The sequence below is a fragment of the Marinobacter sp. MA genome, assembly GCF_048298425.1.
Classification (GTDB): Bacteria; Pseudomonadota; Gammaproteobacteria; order Pseudomonadales; family Oleiphilaceae; genus Marinobacter; species Marinobacter salsuginis.
This window is the reverse complement of record NZ_CP103058.1, coordinates 3,287,653-3,311,922: the sequence shown is the minus strand read 5'-3', so window position 1 is coordinate 3,311,922 and position 24,270 is coordinate 3,287,653. Positions and strand designations below refer to the sequence as shown.

General features: G+C 56.0%; 31 protein-coding genes. 18 read left to right on the top strand and 13 right to left on the bottom strand.

The window, feature by feature from the left end; genetic code table 11:
- The first annotated feature begins 40 nt into the window (after nt 1–40).
- Nucleotides 41–1,786: a DEAD/DEAH box helicase gene (locus NUW46_RS15360; protein ID WP_418140568.1), complete on the top strand. Its 1,746-nt coding sequence runs from the start codon at nt 41–43 to the stop codon at nt 1,784–1,786.
- Nucleotides 1,787–1,843: 57 nt separating this feature from the next.
- Here NUW46_RS15360 and NUW46_RS15355 read toward each other — a convergent pair whose 3' ends face one another.
- Nucleotides 1,844–2,251: a hypothetical protein gene (locus NUW46_RS15355; RefSeq protein ID WP_418140567.1), complete on the bottom strand. Its 408-nt coding sequence runs from the start codon at nt 2,249–2,251 to the stop codon at nt 1,844–1,846.
- Nucleotides 2,252–2,401: 150 nt separating this feature from the next.
- Between NUW46_RS15355 and NUW46_RS15350 the strand changes: the two genes are divergently transcribed.
- Together NUW46_RS15350 and NUW46_RS15345 are read left to right on the top strand one after the other, a co-directional pair.
- A complete protein-coding gene (locus tag NUW46_RS15350; protein WP_418140566.1) occupies nt 2,402–3,184 on the top strand; it encodes a helix-turn-helix domain-containing protein in 783 nt (260 codons plus the stop codon).
- Between the two features lie 73 nt (nt 3,185–3,257).
- Entirely contained in the window at nt 3,258–3,740 is a 483-nt protein-coding gene (locus tag NUW46_RS15345) for an FKBP-type peptidyl-prolyl cis-trans isomerase (RefSeq protein WP_418140565.1), read from the top strand.
- Between the two features lie 73 nt (nt 3,741–3,813).
- Here the strand turns inward: NUW46_RS15345 and NUW46_RS15340 are convergent, their stop codons facing one another.
- The 3 genes from NUW46_RS15340 to dctP all read right to left on the bottom strand — a co-directional run bounded on the left by NUW46_RS15340 (nt 3,814) and on the right by dctP (nt 6,943).
- Entirely contained in the window at nt 3,814–5,223 is a 1,410-nt protein-coding gene (locus NUW46_RS15340) for a TRAP transporter large permease (protein ID WP_418140564.1), read from the bottom strand.
- Nucleotides 5,220–5,846, bottom strand: coding sequence for a TRAP transporter small permease subunit (locus NUW46_RS15335; protein ID WP_418140563.1), 627 nt, complete (start codon nt 5,844–5,846; stop codon nt 5,220–5,222). Before NUW46_RS15335 ends, NUW46_RS15340 begins: the two co-directional genes overlap by 4 nt.
- Before the next feature lie 89 nt (nt 5,847–5,935).
- Nucleotides 5,936–6,943, bottom strand: coding sequence for a TRAP transporter substrate-binding protein DctP (gene dctP, locus NUW46_RS15330; RefSeq protein ID WP_305965893.1), 1,008 nt, complete (start codon nt 6,941–6,943; stop codon nt 5,936–5,938).
- 293 nt (nt 6,944–7,236) lie between these two features.
- Here dctP and NUW46_RS15325 point away from each other — a divergent pair, with 293 nt between their 5' ends.
- On the top strand, nt 7,237–7,617 hold the full coding sequence (locus NUW46_RS15325; RefSeq protein ID WP_305965894.1) for a DUF6152 family protein: 381 nt from the start codon (nt 7,237–7,239) through the stop codon (nt 7,615–7,617).
- Nucleotides 7,618–7,625: 8 nt separating this feature from the next.
- Nucleotides 7,626–8,111 carry a DUF6644 family protein gene (locus NUW46_RS15320; protein ID WP_418140562.1) on the top strand — a complete coding sequence of 162 codons (486 nt, stop codon included), beginning with the start codon at nt 7,626–7,628 and terminating at the stop codon, nt 8,109–8,111.
- On the opposite strand, the gene NUW46_RS15315 is transcribed toward NUW46_RS15320, so the two are convergent.
- On the bottom strand, nt 8,094–8,687 hold the full coding sequence (locus tag NUW46_RS15315; protein WP_418140561.1) for an NUDIX hydrolase: 594 nt from the start codon (nt 8,685–8,687) through the stop codon (nt 8,094–8,096). The two genes, NUW46_RS15320 and NUW46_RS15315, sit on opposite strands and share 18 nt — an antisense overlap.
- A 95-nt stretch (nt 8,688–8,782) precedes the next feature.
- Here NUW46_RS15315 and NUW46_RS15310 point away from each other — a divergent pair, with 95 nt between their 5' ends.
- From NUW46_RS15310 to NUW46_RS15300, 3 genes are all read left to right on the top strand, one after another.
- Nucleotides 8,783–10,087, top strand: coding sequence for a ferredoxin reductase family protein (locus NUW46_RS15310; protein WP_305965897.1), 1,305 nt, complete (start codon nt 8,783–8,785; stop codon nt 10,085–10,087).
- 175 nt (nt 10,088–10,262) lie between these two features.
- Nucleotides 10,263–10,727 (top strand): AtaL-like protein, encoded by a 465-nt coding sequence (locus NUW46_RS15305; RefSeq protein WP_418140560.1) that lies wholly within the window; start codon nt 10,263–10,265, stop codon nt 10,725–10,727.
- Between the two features lie 121 nt (nt 10,728–10,848).
- A complete protein-coding gene (locus NUW46_RS15300) occupies nt 10,849–11,226 on the top strand; it encodes a nuclear transport factor 2 family protein (RefSeq protein ID WP_291906337.1) in 378 nt (125 codons plus the stop codon).
- Nucleotides 11,227–11,241: 15 nt separating this feature from the next.
- Here NUW46_RS15300 and NUW46_RS15295 read toward each other — a convergent pair whose 3' ends face one another.
- Nucleotides 11,242–11,445 (bottom strand): hypothetical protein, encoded by a 204-nt coding sequence (locus tag NUW46_RS15295; protein WP_209400488.1) that lies wholly within the window; start codon nt 11,443–11,445, stop codon nt 11,242–11,244.
- Nucleotides 11,446–11,523: 78 nt separating this feature from the next.
- On the opposite strand from NUW46_RS15295, the gene NUW46_RS15290 reads away from it, so the two are divergent.
- Nucleotides 11,524–11,853, top strand: coding sequence for a rhodanese-like domain-containing protein (locus NUW46_RS15290; RefSeq protein WP_418140559.1), 330 nt, complete (start codon nt 11,524–11,526; stop codon nt 11,851–11,853).
- Between the two features lie 80 nt (nt 11,854–11,933).
- Entirely contained in the window at nt 11,934–12,092 is a 159-nt protein-coding gene (locus NUW46_RS15285; RefSeq protein WP_167352711.1) for a hypothetical protein, read from the top strand.
- A gap of 80 nt (nt 12,093–12,172) precedes the next feature.
- Here NUW46_RS15285 and NUW46_RS15280 read toward each other — a convergent pair whose 3' ends face one another.
- On the bottom strand, nt 12,173–12,841 hold the full coding sequence (locus NUW46_RS15280; RefSeq protein ID WP_418140558.1) for a glutathione S-transferase family protein: 669 nt from the start codon (nt 12,839–12,841) through the stop codon (nt 12,173–12,175).
- A gap of 90 nt (nt 12,842–12,931) precedes the next feature.
- On the bottom strand, nt 12,932–13,825 hold the full coding sequence (locus NUW46_RS15275) for a patatin-like phospholipase family protein (RefSeq protein WP_418140557.1): 894 nt from the start codon (nt 13,823–13,825) through the stop codon (nt 12,932–12,934).
- 240 nt (nt 13,826–14,065) lie between these two features.
- Between NUW46_RS15275 and NUW46_RS15270 the strand changes: the two genes are divergently transcribed.
- Nucleotides 14,066–15,658, top strand: coding sequence for a BCCT family transporter (locus NUW46_RS15270; RefSeq protein WP_153637243.1), 1,593 nt, complete (start codon nt 14,066–14,068; stop codon nt 15,656–15,658).
- A gap of 121 nt (nt 15,659–15,779) precedes the next feature.
- Nucleotides 15,780–16,235, top strand: a complete 456-nt coding sequence (locus NUW46_RS15265) for a GatB/YqeY domain-containing protein (protein ID WP_069184333.1) — start codon at nt 15,780–15,782, stop codon at nt 16,233–16,235.
- Between the two features lie 39 nt (nt 16,236–16,274).
- On the opposite strand, the gene NUW46_RS15260 is transcribed toward NUW46_RS15265, so the two are convergent.
- Entirely contained in the window at nt 16,275–17,144 is an 870-nt protein-coding gene (locus NUW46_RS15260; protein ID WP_418140556.1) for a hypothetical protein, read from the bottom strand.
- Nucleotides 17,145–17,238: 94 nt separating this feature from the next.
- Here NUW46_RS15260 and NUW46_RS15255 point away from each other — a divergent pair, with 94 nt between their 5' ends.
- The 3 genes from NUW46_RS15255 to NUW46_RS15245 are packed head-to-tail and all read left to right on the top strand — an operon-like array spanning nt 17,239 to nt 19,603.
- Nucleotides 17,239–17,934, top strand: a complete 696-nt coding sequence (locus NUW46_RS15255; protein WP_418140555.1) for a VWA domain-containing protein — start codon at nt 17,239–17,241, stop codon at nt 17,932–17,934.
- Between the two features lie 46 nt (nt 17,935–17,980).
- A complete protein-coding gene (locus NUW46_RS15250) occupies nt 17,981–18,700 on the top strand; it encodes a DnaJ domain-containing protein (RefSeq protein WP_418140554.1) in 720 nt (239 codons plus the stop codon).
- A gap of 24 nt (nt 18,701–18,724) precedes the next feature.
- The gene (locus tag NUW46_RS15245; RefSeq protein WP_418140553.1) at nt 18,725–19,603 is read left to right on the top strand and encodes an amino acid ABC transporter substrate-binding protein; all 879 of its coding nucleotides are present in this window, start codon (nt 18,725–18,727) and stop codon (nt 19,601–19,603) included.
- A gap of 46 nt (nt 19,604–19,649) precedes the next feature.
- On the opposite strand, the gene NUW46_RS15240 is transcribed toward NUW46_RS15245, so the two are convergent.
- Nucleotides 19,650–19,952, bottom strand: coding sequence for a 2OG-Fe(II) oxygenase (locus NUW46_RS15240; protein WP_418140552.1), 303 nt, complete (start codon nt 19,950–19,952; stop codon nt 19,650–19,652).
- 109 nt (nt 19,953–20,061) lie between these two features.
- Between NUW46_RS15240 and mtgA the strand changes: the two genes are divergently transcribed.
- The gene (mtgA, locus tag NUW46_RS15235; protein ID WP_418140551.1) at nt 20,062–20,754 is read left to right on the top strand and encodes a monofunctional biosynthetic peptidoglycan transglycosylase; all 693 of its coding nucleotides are present in this window, start codon (nt 20,062–20,064) and stop codon (nt 20,752–20,754) included.
- A gap of 32 nt (nt 20,755–20,786) precedes the next feature.
- Here the strand turns inward: mtgA and tenA are convergent, their stop codons facing one another.
- Entirely contained in the window at nt 20,787–21,455 is a 669-nt protein-coding gene (gene tenA / locus NUW46_RS15230) for a thiaminase II (RefSeq protein WP_418140550.1), read from the bottom strand.
- A 25-nt stretch (nt 21,456–21,480) separates the two neighbouring features.
- Nucleotides 21,481–21,693 carry a penicillin-binding protein gene (locus NUW46_RS15225; protein ID WP_136630549.1) on the bottom strand — a complete coding sequence of 71 codons (213 nt, stop codon included), beginning with the start codon at nt 21,691–21,693 and terminating at the stop codon, nt 21,481–21,483.
- A gap of 176 nt (nt 21,694–21,869) precedes the next feature.
- On the opposite strand from NUW46_RS15225, the gene NUW46_RS15220 reads away from it, so the two are divergent.
- Both NUW46_RS15220 and NUW46_RS15215 read left to right on the top strand, forming a co-directional pair.
- A complete protein-coding gene (locus tag NUW46_RS15220; protein WP_418140549.1) occupies nt 21,870–22,517 on the top strand; it encodes a DsbA family oxidoreductase in 648 nt (215 codons plus the stop codon).
- A 20-nt stretch (nt 22,518–22,537) separates the two neighbouring features.
- A complete protein-coding gene (locus NUW46_RS15215) occupies nt 22,538–22,993 on the top strand; it encodes a DUF4112 domain-containing protein (protein WP_418140548.1) in 456 nt (151 codons plus the stop codon).
- 14 nt (nt 22,994–23,007) lie between these two features.
- On the opposite strand, the gene codA is transcribed toward NUW46_RS15215, so the two are convergent.
- Nucleotides 23,008–24,264, bottom strand: coding sequence for a cytosine deaminase (codA, locus tag NUW46_RS15210; RefSeq protein WP_418140547.1), 1,257 nt, complete (start codon nt 24,262–24,264; stop codon nt 23,008–23,010).
- Nucleotides 24,265–24,270 lie beyond the last annotated feature (6 nt).

The window sequence follows — 24,270 nt, the reverse complement described above, 5'->3', positions numbered from 1 at the left end:
TGGCCAAATTTTCGTTCAGAAGACGGCCAGATACTGCAACATGAATGCTCCTTTCAAATTACGCCCATACCAGCAGGATGCGGTCGAGGCCACGCTGAATCATTTCAGAAAGTCCGATGAGTCCGCCGTTATCGTGCTGCCAACCGGCGCTGGCAAAAGTCTGGTGATTGCCGAGCTGGCTCGTCTCGCCCGGCGGAAGATTCTGGTGCTGACCCATGTGAAGGAGCTGGTTGAGCAGAATCACGCCAAATATGAAAGTTATGGGCTGGAGGGCGGCGTGTTCTCGGCGGGTCTGAAGCGGAAGGAACGCCACCATCAGGTGACTTTTGCCAGCGTGCAGTCAGTGTCGGCGAATCTCGATCAGTTTCGGGATGAATACTCTCTCTTGATCATTGATGAGTGCCATCGGGTCAGCGGTGAGGAAACCAGTCAGTATCAACGAATCATTGAACTTTTGCGCGAGCAGAATGATTCCCTGAAAGTGCTCGGGCTGACTGCCACACCTTATCGCCTGGCGATGGGCTGGATCTATCGCTACCACTATCGGGGCTTTGTTCGGGGTGAGGATGACAAGCCCTTTCAGCACTGCATTTATGAGCTGCCGTTGAGCTACATGATCAATCGCGGCTATCTCACCCAACCTGAACTCGTGAACGCTGCGGTGGCGCAATACGATTTCTCGGCGCTGCCGCAGGATCGCTTTGGCGAGTACGCCGAGAAAGACGTGAACCAGCTGCTGAGCAAGCACAAGCGAGTAACCCGCGCGATTACAGAGCAGGTGATGGAGCTGGCCGCAGACCGGCAGGGCGTGATGATCTTTGCGGCCACGGTGGAGCATGCGCGGGAGATTACCGGGTATCTGCCGGAGCATGAGGCTGCTTTGGTGACGGGTGGGACGGATCTGAAGGACCGGGACTTGCTGATTCAGCGCTTCAAACACCGGGAGCTCAAGTATCTGGTCAATGTGTCCGTGCTGACCACCGGCTTTGATGCGCCCCACGTGGACTTCATAGCCATACTGAGGCCCACACAGTCAGTAAGTCTTTACCAGCAGATTGTGGGTCGCGGTCTTCGTTTGGACGAGGGGAAGCGTGATTGCCTGGTGATTGATTACGCCGGCAACCATGTGAACCTGCATCACCCGGAAGTGGGTGAGCCGAAACCGGACCCCGACAGTGAGCCGGTGCAGGTGTTTTGTCCGGGATGCGGGTTTGCCAATATCTTCTGGGGCAAGACCGACGGTGACGGCCGGGTGATTGAGCACTATGGCCGTCGCTGCCAGGGTTTGTTAGAGGCCGCGGAGCAGGACGGGCGCCCGCAACAGTGCGATTACCGTTTCCGTTTCAAGGAATGCTCGCACTGCGGTGCCGAGAATGACATTGCGGCCCGCAACTGCCATCAATGCCACAAAGCCATTATCGACCCGGACGATCAGCTCCGGGATGCCCTGAAGCTCAAGGATGCCATGGTGATTCGCTGCGCCGGCCTATCGCTGGACGCTGACGGCAGCAAGTTGAGGATTACCTATCACGGTGAGGATGGGGAGGAGCTCAACGAGTCGTTTGATTTCAGCAAACCGGGCCAGCGCACTATCTTCAACCGGATATTCGGGCGTCGTTTTGCCAATGGCCAGGCCCCGAAAGTGTTCAGCTCAGCAGATACGGTGCTTGAATGTCAGGCTCTGTTGCCGGCCCCGGATTTCGTGATCGCTCGCAAGCATAAGCATTATTGGCAGGTGCAGGAGCGGGTTTTTGATTATCGGGGTAGTTTTCGGAAGGCGTATTGAAAACCCAGATTGGGTAAGAAATTACCCAATCTGGGTAGCGTTTGGAGGGCTGATCCATCATCCGAACGCAGCCTGATGAGGCTTACTGCCAGCCACCCGCTTCATCCAAGCCATGTCCAGCGGAACCAGCACGTTCAGGGCGAAGAGCACCCAGCCCAACGGTTGGAGGCTCGGGGCAAACCAGATCATAAGGCCAAGGGCCAACAGGCTCCAGGTGACATCTACCACAATCATCAGCTTGAGGAACTTATCCTGCCACTGTTCCTTGCTGGCGATAGTGGCCATATCCACACACCACAGCAGCATCACGATGCCGACCACCATGTAGAAGGTTGCGCCGGGGCCTCCCGCCCACTGGGCAATTGGTTCAGCGGCCAGAATGAGAGCCAACGCCAGGGGCGTGGAGAGGAAGACATCGCTCAGAAGGATTTGCTTCACGCTGAATCGACGAATTAGATTTTTCATGGGATCACCTCAATCGGGGTTCACAATGGGTTGGACTGCACTACAAAGCTTCTACCCAGGCGGTGATCCTCTCAATTACCTGTGAGGTAATGGTTCCGCCTACCTTCGGCTACGATAATGTCTGAACATTCGGAATCTACGGGAAAACCAATGAGCGCCTTCGGTACGCTGTTCAGAGAAATGCGGCAGGGCAAGCGCCTGAGCCAGATGGATTTTGCCCTTGGGTGCGAGGTGTCGCCCAAACACATCAGCTTTCTGGAAACCGGCCGCAGCAAGCCCAGCAAAGGCATGGTTCTGCATTTAGCACAGATGCTGCAGGCGGACCTGGCCGGAACCAATCGGCTCTTGTCGGCGGCGGGCTATGGCCAAGTCTATTCCGACCAGGATCTGAGCGCGCCCGGCATGGCGATGATCAGGGAGGCGCTTGGACACTTGCTGGAGGGGCATCTGCCATACCCCGCGGTGGTTTTCGACCACGAGTATTATCTGGTGATGGCCAACCAGGCCATGCAGGCGATGATGGCGAAAATGATTGAGCTGGGCGCTCAATTTCCGGCCCGTCCAAATTTTTTACTGTCGCTGCTGGATGAGCAGGGCATGAAACCCTTCGTGGGTGACTGGGAGAATATTGCCTGCCACATGCTGCAACGGGTCTACCATGAGCACCTTGCAGGCCCCTTCCGGGATCAGCCCAACCGGTTGCTGGAGCGGGCGCTGACCGTTCCCGGCGTTCCTCAGAACTGGAAAAGCCACGTGGTGGAACACCTCGACTACCCGGCGATTCCTTTCACGCTGAATTTGGGGGATCGGCAACTCAGGATCTTTTCCACCATCGCAACCATCGGCACGCCGCTGGATGTCACCGCTCAGAATTTGCGGATTGAGCATTTCTTTCCAATGGATGAGGTGAGTAAGGCATATTGGCAGGGATGAAGCCAATTTCCACTCTGAAGTCAAAGCCGCAGCCGGTTACAATGGTGCATCTTTAAACGTCGAAGAGAATCCTATGCCAATCGAAAAGAACCAGGTCGTCCTGTTCCATTACAGTGTCCGCGATGAACAAGATAACGTTGTTGAAGACTCCCACGGCGGTGAGCCGAACGCTTACCTCCATGGCCACGGCGGCATCATCAAGGGCCTGGAGGAGGCCCTGGAAGGTCGCGATGCGGGTGATACGTTCAGCGTCACCGTCACTCCGGAAAAGGCCTACGGACCGCGCAAGCCCGACGCCATTCAGCGGGTGCCGATCAAGCACTTGATGGGCGCCAAACGCTGGAAGGCAGGCATGGTTGCGCAGGTACAGACCGAGCAGGGCCCGCGCCATGTGGTTGTTGCCAAGGTTGGCCATAAGTTTGCCGATGTCGACACCAACCATCCGATGGCGGGCAGGACCCTGACCTTTGATATCGAAGTGATTGACGTGCGCGCCGCGACCTCGGAAGAAATAGCCCACGGTCACGCCCATGGCCCGGGTGGGCACCATCATTGAGAATGTATAGTGGTGTGAGCATGCCGATGGTTGTCATCTCAGACACCCATAGCAAAGCTGGCCCGGCGCATCTTCAGCCGTAGCCCATCATGCCTGGTAACCACAACACGATACCGGGCAGCGCGATCAGGGCGGCGATGGTTAAAACATCCGCCACAAAGAAGGGGGTGCAGCCCCGGAACACGTCCTGCACTGAACACTCTGGACGCACGCCAGCAACAACAAAGCAGTTCAGCCCTATGGGAGGCGTAATCAGGCAGAGCTCTGCCATTTTCACCACAATAATGCCAAACCAGATGGCGCAGCCGGTTCCAGAAACCCCAAAGGCCGATTCGGCGGCAGTCACATCGATGCCCCCATTCAGGGCAATCACTGCGGGGTACACCACGGGCAGAGTCAGCAGTAGCATGCCGATGGCGTCCATAAACATCCCCAGAACGGCGTAAGCGCAGAGAATGAGAAGGAGTGTCAGCAGCGGGCTCTGCTCCAGGCTGACGATCCAGTCAGAAAATGCCGTGGGCAGATCGGCGAATCCAAGAAAGCGAACGTAGATGAGAACACCCCAAATGATGGCAAAGATCATGGCAGACAGCTTTGCCGTTTCCATCAGTGAAGCTTTCAGCTCTGGCCACCGACTTCCGTTATAGAGCGCCATGCAGAGAATAACAAATGCGCCAAGGGCACCGGCTTCGGTTGGTGTACCCACGCCCCCATAAATGCAGACCATGATGATTCCAACCACCACGAAGATGGGCATTGCGCCGGGTACTGACTCAATGCGCTGTTTCCACGTGTAGCCACGAACAGGCGGGCCAAAGTTCTTGCGGGTGACCGCCATGATTATGACGAGTGCCCCGTAAACAAGGGCTGAAAAGGCACCGGGCAGGAACCCGGCCATCAGCAGCGCACCAACGTCCTGTTCAACGATGATGGCGTAGATGACCAGGATGGCAGAGGGGGGGATAAGCGAAGCCAGTGTGCCGCCGGCAGCGACAACACCCGCGGCGAAGCGCTTGTCATATCCCAGTTTCAGCATTTCCGGCACCGCGATCCGGGCGAAAACGGCAGACGTCGCAACCGATGCACCGGACACTGCTGCGAAGCCTGCGGTGGAGAATACGGTGGCCACCCCCATGCCGCCGGGGAGCCAGCCGACCCAGCGTTTTGCCGCTTCGAATAGAGATTTAGTGAGACCTGCGTGATAGGCAAGAAAGCCGATCAAGATAAAAGCGGGGATCAATGACAGGGCAAGCGAGGAAACCTTTGAATGGGGGATGGTGCCCGCCATTTTCACAGCGACCAGAAAACCCCGGTCGAAACCGAGCTTGGCGGAGAAAATCCATACCAGACCGAGAAAGCCGGCTGTGGCAGCTGCGAAAGCGACTCGAACGCCCAGCAGAACAAAAACCAGCATGGCTCCGGTGACCCAGAGGCCGATGTCGATGGAATCCATGTTGCCCATGGTTTGGAACAGTTCAGTCATGTTGTTTTTTCTTCATCGTGGCCACTGACGGCACTGGCTTCACGGGCGGCAACGTCGGCCGCTGATTCAACAAGCGGGACCGCTACAGGCTTGTCTCCGCCCTGCGTGAGCGCCCGCATGTAGCCCCAGAGCTGAAGTAACAGGCGCATTGCCAGGATGGTGAGAGCAATTGGAACCACCAGTTTGGCGGGCCAGGTGGGCAAATTGATGTCTAGCGATGAATCACCAATGGTGTAGGCTCGCCAGAAATGCATGTAGCTGCCGTAAATAAGTACAGAGGTGACTGCCAGCATTAGCAGTGTTGTAACCAATTCGGTAAACCACAGATAGCGGCCGCGGAATTTTCCAACCAGTATGTCCATACGGATGTGGCCACCCATTCGCTGGGTGTAGGCAATGCCAAGAAAAGCGATGAATGCCATGGCCTGTTCGACCCAATCAACGTAACCACTGATTGGCGAAGAAAAAATCCAACGTCCGAGAATGTTGACCGTTGCCAACAAAACCAGCAGAAAAATCGCGAAACCGCCGGCCAGGGTGAGTAATGATTCCAGCCGGAAAAACAGACGGTCCAGACGGCTCAGCGTTGAGTTATCAGCAAGCACAGATGCTGCTGCAGACATGTCAGCCTCCAGTCGGGGAAGGGGTGGTTTCCCAAAAAATAAACCGGTGCCCGTTCAGTTAGAATCGGGCTCCGGTTTTACGAGTCAGGTTATTGTTCGGCGAAGAGCTTGGCTGTGAAATCGAAAACAGCCTTTGCATCAAAATCGCCCTTATGGGTTTCGATCCACTCCTGACGGACAGACTCTGCAAGTTCGTTCAGCCGGGCAGTTTGCTCTGCCGTAAAGGTAACTTCCGTAATGTTGGTCTCGTCCTTGGCAGCCTCGAACCTGGCCGTGGTGTTCTGCTCGTAGTTTTCTACGTAATAGTCGAGAGCTTCCTCAACAGAGCCCAGCAGCGCTTCACGATGGGCCGGTTCAAGCATGTCCAAGGCGTCGGTATTGACGACTACCGGGCAATTGGCAGAACCGAGATTGAGGTTAGTTGTAGCCCACTGACCTACCTTGTAAGTTGTGGTGGCCAGGTGTGCATGGGGTGCGAAGGAGGCTGCGTCAATAACTCCGGAATCCATGGCCTGACGTACTTCAGAGAAAGGCACCCCTGTCTTGACAGCGCCAAGTTTGCCCAACACGCCCATGATTCCGCCCGGGCCACGGATGCGCATGCCTTCAAAATCGTCCAGAGTCCCGATCGGCTCTCCTTTACCGACGAGGTTGTACTGAGGCAGCGGGGTGGGCATCAACAGAGTGGCATTCCATCGAGCCAGATCTTTCTTGACCTCGGGGTGCTTGAACACTTCCGTGTAGATGTCGCTGATCCGGGACAGAGACACATCTTGTGAAAAAGGCAGCTCGGTTACTGTGATGGTCGGATTCTTGTCGGTGTGGTAAAAGGAGCAGAATTGCGCCATTTCGAAAGCGCCAAATGAAATGCCATCAAGGTTTTCCCTTGCCTTGGATAACCCGCCGTAAGAGATGTTGAGGGTAAACTCCCCATCGGTTTTGGCTTCAACCAATTCGGCGAGTTTCTCGACGTTTTCGGTAAAAGCTCGACGCTTGCCCCACAAAGATACGTTCCATTCGGTCGCCGCGTGAACATCGGCTGCGATAAAACTGGCTGCGGCCACCGATGCGACCAATGCTGTTTTTATGGTTTTCATGATGCTTCCTTCTGGTCAGTAAGTTGTTGTTTGTTGTTATCGGCCATTATGGTGAAGGCGATTGCACTGATGATCAAAACCAGTGCTACTGATTTCGTCTGGAAAGCTTAGGTCACGTTGGCCATCTTGTGCAGTAGTATATTGGTCGGGTAGAGCTGAGAATCAGAATGCCGGGGCACCATTCTTGGGCCAATCGGTCATAGTCTGGTGTAATGGCAGTCTCGTACATTTATCGAGTCTTGACGAGTGTGCGGGCGCAGTGTCCCGACGAAACAACGATAAGAGGATTCGATATGCCTCAGCTTCGTTTTACCCATCTGATGTGTTTTGCTGTTCTTGCCGCTTTCCTCGCCGCCTCTTCCGCACAGGCCCATCACGGGTGGGCGTGGGCGACCGATGAGGAGTTTGAAATCACCGGTGTCATCCAGTCTGTACGCCTGGGTAATCCCCATGGCGAGGTCACCATACGAGTGGATGGCGAGGATTGGGTTGTGGAAGTCGGCCAGCCCTGGCGCAACGACCGGGTCGGACTCACCAAAGAGATGTTGAGTCAGGGCCGGGAAATCACAGTGCATGGCCATCGCTCCGCCCGGGAGGGCGAGCGGCTGGTCAAGGCTGAGCGGGTTGTGATCGACGGGCAGGACTACAACCTGTATCCGGGCCGAACGTCCTGACACCCGGGATGATTGAGCAAGCGCTGGTTGCCATCGAAAGCTTGGCTTTTGTCTCGGCCCTACGCAACTCCACATTCATGTACCCGTTGGTGAATGCCGGACATATCCTCGGGGTTTCGTTACTGGTAGGCGGCATCGTGCCGCTGGATCTGCGTCTGCTCGGGCTTTGGCGTAAATACCCGGTGATGGTGTTTGTCGATGTGCTTCGAATCTCAGCCGCGGTCGGTTTGGCGTTGGCCGTGGTTTGCGGAGCATTGCTGTTTACCACCGCAGCCCCGGACTACGCCACTTCGCCGTTGTTTCAGGCGAAGATTACGCTTGTCCTGCTGGGTGTGTTGAATGCGTTTGCGGTAGGCCGGTTAATGAAACTCCGGGATATACGGAGCCTCCCGATGAGGGCTCCTATGCCTGTGGTCCTCCGGGTCGGGGGCCTGATGTCTTTGGCTGTCTGGATCAGCGTACTGATTCTTGGCAGGTTAGTGGGGTATTTTTGACTTTGCGTTGATGCCTGCTGTCAGCAATTCCTGCAGCATGCTGTAGCTTAATCCCCAGATGCAGGCATCCTGATAGCGGCAGCAGGGCATGTTCAGCGTACCAAGAGGTGTTCGCCAGGGAAGCTGGCTCTGGTTCTCCCCGGCTGCAAGGTAGTCCAGGGGTACCCAGACCGCCCGTTCGACTTCATGGTTCGGCAAGATCGTCCTCGACCCGTGCCACTCGAACACGTAGGGAGTGACGACCATCGGGCGAAGGCGGCTGTGGTGTCGGGTGATCAGATCTGACAGTCGGGTTATGTATCGGCCTTGGCGGCCAAGATCCATGCCGGTTTCTTCCAGCGTTTCCCGCTCGGCGGCGGCCCGGGCGGATTCATCTTCTGGTTGCAGTCGGCCACCGGGGAAGGCCATATCGCCGGACCAGGGATCGCCTTCCCGACGCGCCCGCTGGATAAACAGCAGTTCCTCGTGGGCGTTTTCCACTCTCCGGAAGATCAGCGCGACGGACGCTCGGGCAAATCGACGCCGGAAAGGAATTTTTTTGGGGCGCAAATGGCTTACCCAGGACTTCGATCGCACGTAACGCTGTCCTTTGATGTTTGATGGCTATAGTTAAACATATCCTGGACGAGCAGGGTGTTTGCGTTGCGACTTAGTTGGCATAGGTTCTGGAAATGAAGCCGTTTTTTTTGATTGTTGTATACCTTGGTGCTGTCACGTTGCCATTGATCCTGTCCGCTGCGGTTGGGGGACCTCCGCGCGAATGGCACCAGGAACTCGCCTCGGGTCTGGGCATCCTCGCCTTCTCGATGATCCTTATGGAATTCATTCTCTCCGGGCGTTTCAAGGCCATTTCGAATGGCGTCGGAATGGATGTGACGATGCGGTTTCACCAGATCATGGCCCGTACGGCCCTGGTTTTTGCGCTTGTGCACCCATTTCTCTACCAGGAAACGCCCTCCGGTGGTCCCCGCCCATGGGATCCCAGCCGTGAATTGACGCTCACAACGGACTTTTCCGCGATTTTAAGTGGAATTGGCGCTTTTTTGCTTCTTCCCAGCCTTGTGCTCCTCGCCATCGGCCGGACACAGTTGGACTATAAATACGAGACATGGCGCCTGATGCACGGGATTGGCGCGCTCTTGATTGCTCTTCTTCTCTTGCACCACACGGTCTACGGAGGGCGTTACGGATCAGAATCAGTGATGACCTGGGTTTGGCTGGCAATGACAGGAGTTGCGGTCGGGTCATTGCTCATGGTTTACCTGTGGGTTCCCCTTCAGCAAAAGGCACGCGCTTGGCGCGTGGTCTCCGTGAACCAATTGACACCGAGGCAATGGGAACTGACCGTGGAGCCTGAAGGGCATGCGGGGCTGGATTATAAAGCCGGTCAGTTTCTTTGGCTGAATGTGGGGCACAGCCCCTTCTCATTGAAAGAAAATCCCTTTTCCATTTGTTCGGCACCTGCCGAGGGACCACGGGTATCTTTCATGATCAAAGAGCTCGGCGACTTTACCCGCACGGTTGGCCAGATAGAGCCGGGAACCCTTGCCTACCTTGACGGCCCCTACGGTAATCTTACTGTTGACGGTCGAGCGGAACCCGGAGTTGCCCTCATTGCCGGGGGAGTAGGACTTGCGCCACTGCTGGGTATGCTCAGGCAAATGCGGGCCACCAACGATCCCCGAAAGGTGAGGTTGATCTATGGTAATCGCGTGATTGATCAGATCGCTCACCGGGAGGAGCTCGGGACGGAGGATGTGGTCTACGTGTTGTCGGAACCACCAGATAACTGGGAGGGTGAGACCGGCTTCATTGATGGCGCGCTGATCGACAGGGTTTTCTCCGAGGAAGAATTCAGCGAATGGCTCTTTGTGATGTGCGGGCCTGCACCCATGATGGATGTCGTTGAGGATCACCTGATCAAGCGAGGCACGCCTTCCCATCACATCCTTTCGGAGCGTTTCAGTTATGACTAATCCCATCAAGCGGGCAAGTCTACGGCGCCGGGTTTCCTGGATCGTCTGGGCAGTAAACATCACGCTGTTCGCGACTCTCCTCGTTTTTGTGTTCCGTTCGGGTCTCTGAAGCGCGGGTTCCGTACGCGCGAAAGGACTGGCACAGTGTGGTGTATTGCACCTGACAGGAGACTAGATGACGTTCGAGCATATTGTTCAGATAAACGACCTGACCAAGCCAGAGCTACCGGTCCTGACCCGATTCCAGGTTTGGGAAGGCCTGGTGCTCCGAGCCCGGCGCCCTGACAAGTTCCTGGTGGGCGTTGACGATTTTGAGATCCTTGATCAGGGACCAGCTTACCTGAAGCGCAGCCTTCAGCTGCCGGGGTTGGAGGTGGTCGACGAGGTCGTATTTTGGCATGAGGCCAGGATCGAGTATCGAACTCAGCCAACTCACTCGGTTCCAGCTGCAACACTTGTCATGGACATCGAGGAGCCGGAGCCTGGGGCGCTTTTTGTCCGCTTCCGGTATCACACAGCGAGCATCGAGAACCGCGGTGACTCGATGCCCTATGATCAGTACCTTTATGAAGCGTATGTAGCCACAGACGTGGAAACCATTCAGATCATACGGCAATTGGCGGAGACGGGTGTGTTCTGAAAGCCCTTTGGTTTTGAGCCCAAGGTTGATTGGTGACTGTGTTGCTGCAGGCCCGAATAGGCTAATGTTCAGGTTAGTGGATGCAGTTTGGATTGTCAGTTCCGGAACCTGGAGAACGGTCATGCAGCCAAAGGATATTGTGGCTCAGTTCATCGAAAACATCCGTGCCCAGCGCCTGGATGAAGCCAAGGATCTGCTTGCTGAAGAGGGCTTTGAGTATGTGGGCCCCAACATGCGATTCCTCAGCCGGGACGACATGTTGGCTTATCAGTTCGGCATGTTTGCCATTCAGAAAGATCTGGTTTTACGGCAACTGAGTGCCGACGGTGAGCACGTGTTTGCGATCCTGGATTATCGCACCTACTTCGAGCCGATTGGTGATGTGCGCCTGGCAATCTGGTGTCGCGTAAGGGAGCAAAAGATCCAGTGCGTTGAAACTTTCTATAACGCAGCGGTGATTGAAAACATGCTAGGCGGGAGTTTGCCTGCAGCGGAGTGATTCAAGCCTCGAACTTCAGAGTTCGACAAACCTCGGCACAACCATGAGTACGACCCCTACGGCCAGCATTTCCCATGCGCTACTGGCCAGATAAGGATAGATGATCATGGCAATGCCGCAGTATCGGGTGACGATGTTTTTCCTGCGCCGGCCATACATGAAATACCCGAAGCCGATGCAGCCGAACAGCAGCGCCAGCAAGATGTCAGCGGTTTCCATGCAATGAACTCCTCCGTTCTGTTTCACCGTATGAATTGTTGCTGAAAGTCTGAAATGAATACAGGGAGCAAGATAGAAATGAGAGTGTTTGGTTTAGTAAAGGCGGTGCTAATCCTGTCGTCACTGGTCCTATCACCGATAGTAGCCCATGCGAACGCTGTGTGGATTGATGTCCGCACCGAGGCCGAGCATCGGCAAAGCCACATTGATGGCGACCCGTTGATTCCGCACACCCGGATCGTTGCGCAGGTCAGCGAGAGGTTCCCGGACAAAGACACCGAGATCAATCTTTATTGCCGCAGTGGTAACAGGGCAGGCAAGGCGAAAGCGGCACTTGAGCGCGCGGGCTATACGAATGTGGAAAACAAGGGCAGCCTGGCAGAGGCGCGCCAGGAACGCGGCCTTTAGGAAGCGAACAATTTTTAGCCACATCGGGTATAATGAACGGCTTATTCTGTAAAACAAGCCACCTTGACCTGGATACCAACATGAGCAAGAAAAACGAGAAAGCTACCCTGACCTCCGCCGAAATTGAGGAACAGACTGCCGCCTTTTTGAAAGCGGGTGGATCTGTCGAATATGTCGGCAAGGGCCAGAGCGGACAAGTTTCCTCTACAGGTTCAAAGCAGATCAGCCTGAAAAAGTAACGCGCGGCTCAAACCTATTGACGAGCTCACTCCGATGGGCGCCAGTGTGTGAATAGTTTCGACATGACTGTGCCGCCTCTTCAGGCAAAGTCGTAGTCACCGCCTTTCTCAAGTGCTTTCTTATAAGCCGGCCTGGCGTGAACCCGTTTCACCCAGCCGGTGATGTGAGGCCTGTTCTTACCGACAATGCCCCTGGCTACCGAGGCTTCAAGCGGGAAGCTCATCTGGATATCTGCAGCACTCAGTTTGTCACCCAGGAACCACGTGTTTTTTGCGAGGTGGCCTTCCACAAAGTCCAGATGGGTCTTGATCATCGGGCCGATGAAGATTTCATTGGTTTTGTCTGAAATGCCCTTGGCGACCGGTTTAATAAAGAACGGCATCGGACTGGTTTTGACCTTTTCAAACACCAGGCGCATGACCAGAGGGGGCATCAGTGAGCCCTCGGCGTAGTGCAGCCAGTAGGTGTAGTCGAGCCAGGCCTGGCCGCCGCTCTCGGGCAGCAAGGTGTCTTTGCCGTAGGTGTGGGCCAGGTATTCAATAATGGCGCCGGATTCGGCTACCACCAGATCGCCGTCGGTAATCACAGGGGATTTTCCCAGCGGGTGCACCTTCTTCAGGCTTTCAGGCGCCAGCATGGTTTTGGGATCACGCTGATAATGCTTGATCTCATAGGGCACACCCAGCTCTTCCAGCATCCAGAGAACGCGTTGTGAGCGGGAATTGTTCAGGTGGTGGACGGTAATCATGCGCAAGCTCCGTTCGCATCGAAAAATGATCTGGTGTGAAGAGTAGGCTTCAAAAAGCGTTTTGGTTCACCGCGGAAGGTGATTGTTGGGCTAATGCCGATTGCGCATGGCAAAGCCGTGGCGTTTGAGCTCCTTGAGAATCTCGGGCACCTTGAAGGGCATCAACGTGCGGGTTGTCTTCAGAAGGCTGATGGCAACGTGCATTCGCTTGTACCAGAGAACCTGGCGGATCTTTTTCTTCATGGGGTGATAGCCCTCCAGGTACAGCTCCTCAACACGGTCTGCGTTATTGGTGAGGCTATAGCTGCTCAGGTCCAGAGGCACGGCTATATCGGCATTCTTGAGTTGCTTGCGGGTGTTGAAATCGATGCCAATGTTGATGGCGTTGGTGATCACATCGAAGGTGTTATCCGGCTTCGGGTATCGGCTCACATGGCTGAGATCAACCGCTACAGTGATGCCGGCGCCCATTTTCGCCAGTGGTGAAATTGGCACATTTTCAACCAGCCCGCCGTCCACCAGTGTTCTCCCATCGATCTCTACCGGTACAAACAGGCCGGGTACCGCCATTGAGGCGCACACAACGTCTGCCAGGTTGCCCTCCCGGAAGATCAACTGTTCGCCGGTTTCGATATCCGTTGCGCAGATGGCCAGTGGAATCTTGGCATCTTCGATCCGGACATCCCCGAGATCCCGATGAATCATTTCCCGAATGGCATTGGTGCTGAAAAGCCCGCCGCGCTCGAAGGTAAAGTTGATGATTTTCGAGAGGTTCAGGGTGGAGCAAATGGAAAGGATGGACTCCGCCGGGCGGCCGAAGGCGTAGTAGCTCGCAATGAGTGCGCCGGCGCTGGTTCCGGAAATACAGTGAATCCTGATTTGCTCTTCCTCGAAGGCCTTAAGAACGCCGATATGGGCGATGCCCTTTGCCGCGCCGCCCCCGAGGGCAAGGCCAATGCGGGTATTAAAGGGATTGAGTTTCATGGTGTTTGGCCCATTCACGTGCTCGAGGAGATAACCGTTAAAGCAAGTCTATCAGAGTAGCTCGCGCATTAAATTCAACGCGATGCGAACGAATAGGAATTTGTGAACGCAGTGGTTTGTGCGGAGCTTTGCAGACCGGTTGGAAATTTCAATTCTTAGAGTTCAAAATATTGGTGTGGCACTTAAGGAGGTAAATTTTCCAACCGACTGCGGGTCGATGCAGTCATAGGAGTCCTCACATTGGGCGACGTCATTAAAGATGATTACCAGACTGACTACGTGGCCGGTCAGGATAATATCGAGAAATTCGGCTTCGACATCCACAACATCGTATTCCCGTTAACCGCCATCCTGATTGTGGCCTTTGTTGTCGGGACGCTCATTTTTCCATCCGGTGCAAAGGAATTGCTAGATAGCGCCAAAAATGGCGCGATCGCTGTTTTCGACTGGGGTTTTCTGCTCAGCGCAAACTTGTTTGTTCTCTTCTGCCTGGCCCTGATTTTCATGCCGGTAGGCAAGATCCGGATTGGCGGGACTGAAGCCAAGCCTGAATTTTCCCTGCTTTCCTGGTTTGCCATGCTGTTTGCAGCCGGTATGGGCACTGGGCTGATGTTCTGGTCGGTCGCTGAGCCGGTGGCCTATTACACCGACTGGTATGGAACGCCTCTTGGTGTTGAACCTAACACCGAAGAGGGTGCGCGCCTGGCGATGGGTGCAACCATGTATCACTGGGGTCTGCACCCCTGGGCGATTTATGCAATTGTCGGGCTTTCGCTATCTTTTTTTGCTTTCAACAAGGGCCTGCCGCTAACCATACGCTCTGCGTTTTTCCCGATACTTGGTGACAAGGTCTGGGGCTGGCCGGGTAATGTGATCGATACGGTGTCGGTGCTGGCGACCATTTTTGGTCTTGCGACCTCGCTCGGATTCGGGGCCCAGCAGGCCGCATCTGGTATTTCCTACCTGTTTGATATTGAGGGAGGCCTGAATATTCAGGTAGGCGTGATTGCCGGCGTTACGGCTGTGGCCACTTACTCTGTGATTCGAGGCATCCACGGTGGTGTTCGGATCCTGAGTAACGCGAATATGATCATGGCGGGCCTGCTCCTTCTGTTTGTAATGTTTGCCGGTCCCACGCTGGCGGTGTTCCAGTGGCTCTGGGATACGTCGGTGTCCTACGCCTCCAACATGGTCGCGCTCAGTAACCCGTTCGGCCGGGAGGAGGACACGACCTGGTTCCATGGCTGGACGGTATTCTATTGGGCCTGGTGGATTTCCTGGTCGCCGTTTGTGGGTATGTTCATCGCGCGGGTGTCCCATGGCCGCACGGTGCGTGAGTTCGTTACAGCGGTTCTGATCATCCCGACCATCATCACGCTGTTCTGGATGAGCGCCTTCGGCGGCGGTGCCCTCCATCAGGTGCAGAATGATATTGGCGTGCTGGCCTCGGAGGGACTCACTGAAGTATCACTGGCGATGTTCCAGGCGCTTGAGAATATTTCACTGTCGGGCATTACCTCGTTTATCGGTATTACCCTGGTGTTGACTTTCTTCGTGACCTCGTCGGATTCCGGCTCGCTGGTCATCGATAGCATTACCTCGGGCGGCAAGACGGATGCTCCCAAAGCCCAGCGGATTTTCTGGGCGGTTATTGAAGGTTCGATTGCCGGCGTGCTGCTGTTCGTAGGCGGCGAGCAAGCGCTGGGGGCGCTTCAGGCCGGCGCCCTGAGCGTGGGTCTGCCTTTCACTCTCGTTCTGCTGGTAATGACCTACAGCCTGTTCAAGGGGCTTCACCATGAACGCCGCTTGCTGATCGCTGAGGGCAAAATGTAACCGGCAGTCTGATCGTTAAACCACGTCACCGACCCAAAGGCCCCTCACCGAGGGGCCTTTGCATTTTCGGGATCCTGTCCCCATATAAACGGAAAAGGCGCAAACAAACAGGAGATCGGAAATGACGGCACCAACTCTGAAGGAACAACTGAACAACGCGGTAAAGGAGGCAATGCGGAACAAGGATAAAACCCGTCTGGTTACCTTGCGCATGGCCCAGTCTGCCGTAAAGCAGATCGAGATTGATGAACGCCGCGAGCTCAACGATGAAGATGTTCTGAAGGTGCTGGACAAGATGCTCAAACAGCGCCGCGACGCCGCGAGCCAGTATGATGATGCCGGTCGTGAGGAGCTGGGCGACAAAGAACGAGCTGAAATGGTGATCATCGAGGAGTTCATGCCTGCGGCCCTGAGCGAGGATGACCTGGACGGGCTGATTCGGATGGCCATCAGTTCAACCGATGCCCAGGGGATGCAGGACATGGGCAAAGTGATGAACGAGCTTAAGCCCCAGGTGCTTGGCCGGGTAGAAATGGGGCATTTGAGCAAGAAGGTGAGGTCTGCGCTGGCGGGTTGAGCGCCGGCGTTTGCCGGCTCGCGGGCATTAATGCCCCGGTTACCAATCCAGCCTGAGGCTGGCGAGCAGGGCATCGCCCAGTTTCAGATCCTCCGTGCCCGTGTTCAGGTCTTTGTACCGGACACGGGTATCAACGCTGGCGCCGACGCCAAGAGTCACCGCCGGCCAAGCCCCGCGCCCGTCGTAGGCCCGGTATTCAATTTCCGTTCTCCACTCCCGCAAATACAGAGCGTTTTCCACTTCCCTGGTTTTATCAAGAGTCGCCCAACGGTCCCCGTTTCGTTCCACCCGAAACTCCCATAGATGCCCGGTGCTTTGCCATTGGATTAAGACCGGCAGGTCGAACAACCAGTGCCCACTGTCGTTGATCTGTTGCCAGCGTGCCCTGGGAAGCCATCGGAAAGAGCCAAAGCGATGGTCGCCGCCGACGCCGAGGCTGAGGGCGCTGGTCTCATTCAGAGCCCGGAATAGAGCGATACGTCCATTTAACAGATCATTGTGGAAGTCCTGGTACTTGAACATGTTGGAAGTGCCGGCAACGCCGGCCGTTGCTTCCAAGCGGTAAAGCCGATGCTGCCAATCGCCACCGAAGGTCAACCGATGGAGGTGCCCGTTGTGTGCCGGTTCGCCTGTGCGGATTCTCAGTGGCTGGTAATCGTAATCGATGCCAAAGGTGCTCGCAGAGTTCTGCCGTTGCCAGCCCAGGCCGCGCTGCGAGCGGGTCACCTCGTTTGCAGCGGGGAGATCCTCTGGCCAATCGTAAGCTTGCCACTGGCGATAGAGCAGATAAAAAGAATTTGAGGCCTGTACCGCGCAGGGCATTGCCAGGATGGCAACAAGGAACGGAGCCAGAATGAAAAACCGGAGTCTGGCCAGGTTCCCGATTCGGTACCAACGCCCTGTATCCAAGATGCGTCGCCTCTTGCCAAACCTGTGAATTGAGCGATCTATGCCCTACTATTTTAGCGTCAGATTCTCCAATCGCTGCGATTTTCAGGAGCCCATGGCCGACAAAGATTTACGAATCCGATCCGATAAACAGGCGATCGATCAGTTTATTAACGAGGTTCGCTCGCTGCCTAAACAGGGTGGCGGCCAGGGGCGTCTGATTTTCGCGTTGGACGCAACCGCAAGCCGGGAGGCAACCTGGGATCAGGCTTGCCATTTGCAGAGCGAACTGTTTATGGCAACCCGGGATCTGGGCGGGTTGGCCATTCAGCTCTGTTACTATCGAGGTTTTGGCGAGTTCAAGGCCACAGGCTTTGTGACCGGGGCCGGACAGCTACTGAACCTGATGAACGGCGTTTCCTGTCTGGGTGGGCGAACCCAGATCAGCCGGGTATTGGCCCACGCGGTGAAAGAGACTCGCACAAACCCCGTCAAGGCGGTGGTGTTTATCGGAGATTGCTGCGAGGAACCGGTAGACGAGCTCTGCCATACCGCCGGGGAATTGGGCATGCTGCGCACGCCGGTATTTATGTTTCATGAAGGCAGTGACGCCCACGCCAGGGCGGTTTTCCAGCAGGTGAGCAAGCTCTCCGGCGGCGCATACGCGCCCTTTGATCGGAGCAGCCCGCAGGTTCTGAAGGATCTTATGGCGGCGGTTGCGGTCTATGCTTCCGGGGGAGCCAAGGCGTTGCAGGATTTTTCGAGCCGCAGCTCCCCGGAAGTGAAGCGCCTGACGAAGCAGATCCGATAGTGCTTGTGGAAATCCATTCGAGGGCCGATGCGCCCGGGGTATCTGAGTGCCGTTAACGCTTGTTGCCATCGTGGTCGCGGTTGTTGCCTGGGTGTGGTTGCGCAATCAGCCAGCCAGCCAACGTAATGCAGCCATTCTCAAACTCGCTTTGTTGGTCGGTATCGGGATCGTGGTCGTTCTCGCCGTAACCGGACGCCTGCATTTTGTGTTCGCCGGGTTGGCGTTTCTTTATCCGCTGTTGCGTCGATTGCTGCCCTCACTGTTGCGCGGTGGACTGGGTGGTATGGCTGGCGGAGCCCGAGCCAAATCCGGCAATCAATCTCACGTGACCAGTGACATCCTGGAAATGACCCTGGACCACGATTCCGGAAACATGAGTGGCAGAATCATAAAGGGGCCCATGGAGGGCCGTGAGTTGTCAGATTTGAGCGAGAACGAGTTCCTGGAACTGCTGCGGTATTGCCGGGCGCAGGACGAAGACTCGGCCCGGCTCCTGGAAAGCTATCTGGATCGCAGGTTCGGTGATTCCTGGCGACAGGATGATGAGGGCGCCTCCGAAGGCACGAAGTCAAGCGGAAATGGCAATGCTGGAGCTCCTCTGACCGAGAGCGAAGCGCTGGATATCCTGGGGCTGGAGCCCGGCGCGAGCCGCGACGAGATTATCAAGGCCCATCGCCGGATGATGCAGAAGCTGCACCCGGATCATGGCGGCAGCAATTATCTGGCGGCGCGCATTAATGAAGCCAAGGAGTGTTTGCTGGGCTGAAGGACGGCGAGGTTCGCAGGCGTTTTGCCAGAGTCGGTTGCCTGTGGTGACGGTAAGCGATATTGTTCAAAAATTGGACTTCTCTGGGCCTGGGGGAGAGCGCCTCGGTTGAAGACATCAACGCTGATCTCGTGGATCTTGCTTTTTATACTCGGCTTGCCCCAGTTCGGGCTCGCCGAGTCTTTAAAGCGGCTGAAAGTACTCGCGCCCGAAATCCCGGGCGCAGCCGAGCCAAGTCTCAAAGGTCGGGATATTGAACTTGTGCTGGCAACGTTCAATGAGTGCGGTTTTGACGCCCGGTTCGTTTTTCAGCCCTTCGAGCGGCATGCTCGTACCTACCGGGAACGTGAGGACTTCGACGCCATCATGACTGTGCCCCTGCACTGGCGTCTTCCAGGGTATTCTACTTCTGCCTACATCTGGTACCAGAACGGGGCCTTCTATAATTATTCCCGTATCGGGCCAGTTGAGCGGATCAATGACCTCGCCGGTCTTGATGTGCTTACTTTCCGTCAGGGTGTTGATGTTCTGGGAATCAGCGGCAATGTTTCGGAATTTGCCTCTCTTACCGAGATTGCCGATCAGACAATTCACTCGCGCCTACTCTTCATGGGACGGGCCGATGCGATTCTGGCTGATGGATTCGTGGTGGCTGAGGTCAATCGAAGAATATTTCGTGAGAAGCGTCGTGGTGAAAGCTGGCCCTCGCAGATGGATACCTTTCGATTCGCACCGATATTCAACCCTGCGCCGCACAAAATGGTTTTTCGGGACCGTGAACGTGCCACTGCATTTGATCAATGCTTCGATGATTTGCGGCAATCAGAGGTGATCGCGGACATCAACCAGAGATACATCGACAAGTATCAGAATGTGCTGCGTTTCAGGTACCTGGGACGGTAAGTAAAGGAGGCCGCCACACCTCGATTTCTGCTTGGGTTGAATGATATCAGGGCGTCGTCAGAGCAAAACTCAGCAACCACCTGTTACCGCTTTCGATTCTTGAAACCCTGTGTTGATATAGGTCCGGACGGAAAAGATACAATCGTCCGAACAGATTGAAGATATTCTTCTCGCAGATGAATTCCCCTCCGGCCTTGGGCTTGGCCAAAACATAATTAAGTTTGTACAGCCGGCCCTCGGAGACCATGTCCACATGTGGCCCTACCTTATGGCCTTGAGGATATCGGACCAGGTATATATTCAGGCGTCTTGAATGAAAGAGAATCCGGGTCTTCACTTTGCCAGGCATGTTCGTGGCATACGCTCTTACAGAAACACCAGAGCAGTGTGCGCGGTCTGCGGGCCATGGGTCAATGATTTGCTGAGTCCCGCAATGTACAACGATGGGGGTTGAATTGATGGCCAGAGCATCAGGTGCTCGCAAGCTTTTGCGGTGGTTTTTGCTGCTATGCGCTGGCGCTATCGTGCTGGTCCTGTTGGTGGTGCTGATGTTCCGGTTCGTAAATCCACCCACCTCGGCCTTCATGCTGGGGTATCAGCTTCAAAGCGCGAACAGATCCCTCGCTCACGAATGGGTGCCCATACATGAGATCTCTGCCTGGATGCCGCTGGCGGTGGTTGCCAGCGAGGATCAACGCTTCCCGCATCACGCGGGCGTGGATTTTGAGGCTATACGCCAAGCCCTCTCGGAGTACAGGGCGGGCGAGGGGCTTCGAGGGGCCAGCACCATCACTCAGCAAACGGCTAAAAACCTGTTCCTGTGGAACGGGCGCAGTTTCGTCCGCAAGGCTCTTGAGGCAGGGCTGGCCCTTGTCATAGACGGCCTCTGGCCCAAGCAGCGCATACTGGAAGTTTACCTGAACGTTGCTGAGTTCGGTCCCGGTATCTACGGGGTCGAAGCCGCCAGCCAGGCCTATTTCGGCAAGCCTGCCCGTCACCTCACCGAGTACCAGGCCGCGCTGCTCGCGGCCGTGCTTCCAAATCCGAAGGTTTTGCGTGTCAACACACCGTCCGCTTATGTGCGGGAGCGAGTGGCCTGGATTCAGGGGCAGATCGCACAGCTTGGTGCTGGGTACCTGCGCGATCTCTAGCTGAGAGGCGTTTAAAGAGGATTGGCGCCCAGTCAGTCGCTCTGCTTCAGGCCCATTTCCCAGAAATCGATCTCAAGCCGGGTGGCATCGCTGAAAATCCGGGTCAGCTCTTTGAAGCGGGCAGGGGAGACATCGGCCAATCGTTCATTGAGCCAGCAAATTTCAGCTTGCACCGCCTCCTGGAACTCCTTGCTATCATACATGGCGATCCAGGCATCATAGGGGTTGCTGTCGCCACGGATAGTCTCCGCCCGGCTGTTCAGCCAGTTGGCGATCTCACCGTAGCCCACCATGCACGGCGATAGGGCGACGTGCAGGTCCAAAAGGTCGCCACGGTTACCAGTATCCAGAACGTAGCGTGTGTAGGCCAAAGTGGCCCGGGCTTCTGGCAATTCCGCCAGCTCTTGCTCGGAGATGCCCCACTCCTTGCAGTAGTTGACGTGGAGATCCAGCTCCACATCCAGGATGGCCTGCAAACCCTCTTTCGCTTGGCGGAGGTCGGATAATGTCGGGCTTTTGTAAGCGGCCAGGGCGAATGCTCGGGCAAACTGGATCAGAAACAGGTAGTCCTGCTTCAGGTAATGCTGGAACGCTTCAGGCGCGAGCGACCCATTACCGAGTTGCTGCACGAAGCTATGCTGGATGTAGGCTTGCCATTCGGCCTGGCAGCTCTTCTTCAGGTCATCGAACTGGTAAGGCATGCTTTCTCCTGAAAATGCTGTTGGTTCAGTAGCAGGAATTGGGGGACGAGTCCGGATTGATCTCGCCGGCCACTTCTTCTGGATCAATGCCGTGACGGGTCAACACTTCCCTCACAAAGTTCACCTGAGCCAGAATTCTGTCGGCATCATCCCCATATTCAAACCGGTTAATTTCGACCGGCTGGGGCATGAAGGTGAAGGCGGTTTTGAGGGCGGTGAGTGTATCTTCATCGGCCATTGGCAGACTCCTCATGCGGTTTGATTGATAGATGAAGAGTATACGCAAGTCATTTGGGAAAGGCCGACAGGCAGCCACGGAAAAGCAATTGACCCCGGGCATCTTGCGGGAGATTGCTGATCGGTGTCCGTGTTAGTCTGAGGGATGATGTATTCAACCAGCTGACAGGATTCCCCATGCAAAAGATTCGCATCGACATTGTTTCCGACATCGCCTGCCCCTGGTGTGCCATTGGGTATGCGCGCTTGGAACAGGCCATGAAGCAGTTGGCGCCTGAATACGAATTCGGCGTCCAGTGGCATGCCTTTGAACTGAACCCGGATCATACGGGTGAGGGGGAGCCAATCCTGCCGGCGTTGGCCCGCAAGTACGGCCGGAGCGAGGAAGAGATGCGTGCTACTCAGGACCAGATGATGACGATTGCGAAGGATCTGGGCCTCAACTTTGAAAAAATGCAGGAGCGTTTCACCTGCAATACCTTCGATGCTCACCGGCTGGTGAAGTGGGCCGGCCAGCAGGGCAAGCAGACGGAGATGAAACAGGCGTTGTTCGACGCCTATTTTGGAAAGGCAGAAGACGTTTCAGACCGGGACGTGTTGTTGGGCTGTGTCGAGAGCCTTGGGCTGGATCGCGCGAGGGCAGAGCAGATTCTGGATTCTGATGAATTCGCCAGTGTGGTTCGCGAAGACGAAGCCACCTACCAACAGGCGGGCGTGTCTGCGGTGCCGGCATTCATCGTGAACGGGAAATACCTGATCTCCGGCGCCCAGGAACCGGATACGCTGGTGCAGGCGTTCGAGGAAATAGGCGGAAAGCCCGAATGAAATCCTGAGCTGGAGTAGAAATGCCGAAACCTTCCGAAGCCCGGCAGCGGGCCATTCTGGCACGGCTGGATAAATTCAGCCGCTTTACCGATAGCAACATCGCGATTCCGTTCACCAAAGTACGGATTGGCGCGGAGGCGGTGATTGGCCTGTTGCCCGTGGTGGGAGACATGGCCGGCCTGGTGCTGGCAAGCTACGTGCTGGTGGAAGCGCAGCGGGCGGGCGCCAGTAAGACGGTTAAGCTTCGCATGCTGCGCAACATGGGCATTGATTTCCTGGGCGGGCTCTTCCCGGTGGTCGGTGATGCGTTCGATGCGGTCTACAAAGCCAACACGCGGAATACCCGCCTGCTCCGAAATTACCTGGAGAAGGAACTGGCCATTGAGCCACCTCCACCGCCCTTCCCCTGGATGACTGTCATCGGGTTGTCGGTTCTGTTTGCCGTGGTGACCGGTGGCCTCACGCTTTTGTTCTGAACCGGGCAACTCTCTTAAAGCATCAGGCCGGATTCCGGGTGGGATGCCTCCCGCCGGACCAGCACTTGCCCGTCTCGTACAGAAGCCAGCACCGGTCGTTGTCCGAGCAGCACTTCATAGGGTGTGGTTCCCTGAAGAACCACGCACCGTGCTGGCATCCCCTCATAAACGCCATACTCATCAAGGTCCAGCGCAGCCGCGCCATTGTCGGTAATCAGTTCCAGCGACCGGTCAATCCAGCTCATTCCCAGCATGTGGCAGGCGTGCAGGCCGACATCGAGGGTGCGGAGCATGTTGCCATTGCCCATGGGATACCAGGGGTCGCGGATGGAATCCTGGCCGAAGGCGACTTTCAGTCCGGCATCAAGCAGCTCGGGGACCCGTGTAATCCCGCGGCGTTTGGGGTAGCTGTCGAACCGCCCCTGCAAATGCAGGCTTTCCGTAGGCATGGAAAGAAAGCGAAGGCCGGACTTTTTCAGCAATCGGAACAGTCTGCTGCAATAGGCGTCGTTGTAGGAGCCCATGGCGCAGGTGTGGCTGGCGGATACCCGGGAACCGTAATCCAGTCTCAGGGACTCGGCGGCCAGAACCTCCAGGAACCGGGATTCCGGATCGTCAATTTCGTCGCAATGGACATCCACCAGCCGGTCGTTTTTGTGGGCCAGCTCCATCAGCCAGCGAACGGATTCCGCGCCGTAGTCCCGGGTAAACTCGAAGTGCGGGATGCCACCAACCACATCAGCTCCGAGCCGCACGGCTTCCTCCATTAGCTCACGCCCGTTTTTGAAAGACCAGATGCCCTCCTGGGGAAACGCAACGATCTGCAGGTCTACAAAGGCTGCGGTGTTTTCGCGAACCTCAAGCATGGCCTTGAGGGCCGTCAGGCTCGGATCCGTTACGTCCACATGGGTACGGACGTACTGGATGCCGTGAGCGGCAAACAGTTTCAGTGTCTGGGTGGCGCGGTTAATGACATCCTGGTGGTTCAAAGTTGTCTTGCGCTCGGACCAGCATTCAATGCCTTCAAACAGGGTGCCGCTTTTGTTCCAGCGCGGCTCCCCGGCTGTCATGGCGGCGTCAAGATGAATGTGCGGTTCCACGAAAGGTGCGGTGACGAGGTTGCCCCCTGCATCCAGTTCACCGTCTCTGGTGGTGGCCTTGTCGGGTTGGGCCGTGATACCTGAAAAGCGCCCGTTGGTGATCTCCAGCCTGTACAGCCCATCCTGGCCCTGTAAACGTGCGTTCGCTATGGCATTCAATGGTGTAGTCATATTGTC

Coding starts and splice junctions, on each gene's coding strand:
- NUW46_RS15300 (WP_291906337.1), top strand. CDS start 10,849: ATGCAGCCAAAGGATATTGTGGCTCAGTTCATCGAAAACATCCGTGCC.
- NUW46_RS15255 (WP_418140555.1), top strand. CDS start 17,239: ATGGCCGACAAAGATTTACGAATCCGATCCGATAAACAGGCGATCGAT.
- tenA (WP_418140550.1), bottom strand. CDS start 21,455: ATGCCTTACCAGTTCGATGACCTGAAGAAGAGCTGCCAGGCCGAATGG.
- NUW46_RS15275 (WP_418140557.1), bottom strand. CDS start 13,825: ATGAAACTCAATCCCTTTAATACCCGCATTGGCCTTGCCCTCGGGGGC.
- NUW46_RS15215 (WP_418140548.1), top strand. CDS start 22,538: ATGCCGAAACCTTCCGAAGCCCGGCAGCGGGCCATTCTGGCACGGCTG.
- NUW46_RS15280 (WP_418140558.1), bottom strand. CDS start 12,841: ATGATTACCGTCCACCACCTGAACAATTCCCGCTCACAACGCGTTCTC.
- NUW46_RS15265 (WP_069184333.1), top strand. CDS start 15,780: ATGACGGCACCAACTCTGAAGGAACAACTGAACAACGCGGTAAAGGAG.
- NUW46_RS15320 (WP_418140562.1), top strand. CDS start 7,626: ATGATTGAGCAAGCGCTGGTTGCCATCGAAAGCTTGGCTTTTGTCTCG.
- NUW46_RS15310 (WP_305965897.1), top strand. CDS start 8,783: ATGAAGCCGTTTTTTTTGATTGTTGTATACCTTGGTGCTGTCACGTTG.
- NUW46_RS15350 (WP_418140566.1), top strand. CDS start 2,402: ATGAGCGCCTTCGGTACGCTGTTCAGAGAAATGCGGCAGGGCAAGCGC.
- NUW46_RS15340 (WP_418140564.1), bottom strand. CDS start 5,223: ATGACTGAACTGTTCCAAACCATGGGCAACATGGATTCCATCGACATC.
- NUW46_RS15285 (WP_167352711.1), top strand. CDS start 11,934: ATGAGCAAGAAAAACGAGAAAGCTACCCTGACCTCCGCCGAAATTGAG.
- NUW46_RS15345 (WP_418140565.1), top strand. CDS start 3,258: ATGCCAATCGAAAAGAACCAGGTCGTCCTGTTCCATTACAGTGTCCGC.
- NUW46_RS15325 (WP_305965894.1), top strand. CDS start 7,237: ATGCCTCAGCTTCGTTTTACCCATCTGATGTGTTTTGCTGTTCTTGCC.
- NUW46_RS15335 (WP_418140563.1), bottom strand. CDS start 5,846: ATGTCTGCAGCAGCATCTGTGCTTGCTGATAACTCAACGCTGAGCCGT.
- NUW46_RS15355 (WP_418140567.1), bottom strand. CDS start 2,251: ATGAAAAATCTAATTCGTCGATTCAGCGTGAAGCAAATCCTTCTGAGC.
- NUW46_RS15220 (WP_418140549.1), top strand. CDS start 21,870: ATGCAAAAGATTCGCATCGACATTGTTTCCGACATCGCCTGCCCCTGG.
- NUW46_RS15240 (WP_418140552.1), bottom strand. CDS start 19,952: ATGCCTGGCAAAGTGAAGACCCGGATTCTCTTTCATTCAAGACGCCTG.
- NUW46_RS15290 (WP_418140559.1), top strand. CDS start 11,524: ATGAGAGTGTTTGGTTTAGTAAAGGCGGTGCTAATCCTGTCGTCACTG.
- NUW46_RS15225 (WP_136630549.1), bottom strand. CDS start 21,693: ATGGCCGATGAAGATACACTCACCGCCCTCAAAACCGCCTTCACCTTC.
- codA (WP_418140547.1), bottom strand. CDS start 24,264: ATGACTACACCATTGAATGCCATAGCGAACGCACGTTTACAGGGCCAG.
- NUW46_RS15295 (WP_209400488.1), bottom strand. CDS start 11,445: ATGGAAACCGCTGACATCTTGCTGGCGCTGCTGTTCGGCTGCATCGGC.
- NUW46_RS15305 (WP_418140560.1), top strand. CDS start 10,263: ATGACGTTCGAGCATATTGTTCAGATAAACGACCTGACCAAGCCAGAG.
- dctP (WP_305965893.1), bottom strand. CDS start 6,943: ATGAAAACCATAAAAACAGCATTGGTCGCATCGGTGGCCGCAGCCAGT.
- mtgA (WP_418140551.1), top strand. CDS start 20,062: ATGGCCAGAGCATCAGGTGCTCGCAAGCTTTTGCGGTGGTTTTTGCTG.
- NUW46_RS15360 (WP_418140568.1), top strand. CDS start 41: ATGAATGCTCCTTTCAAATTACGCCCATACCAGCAGGATGCGGTCGAG.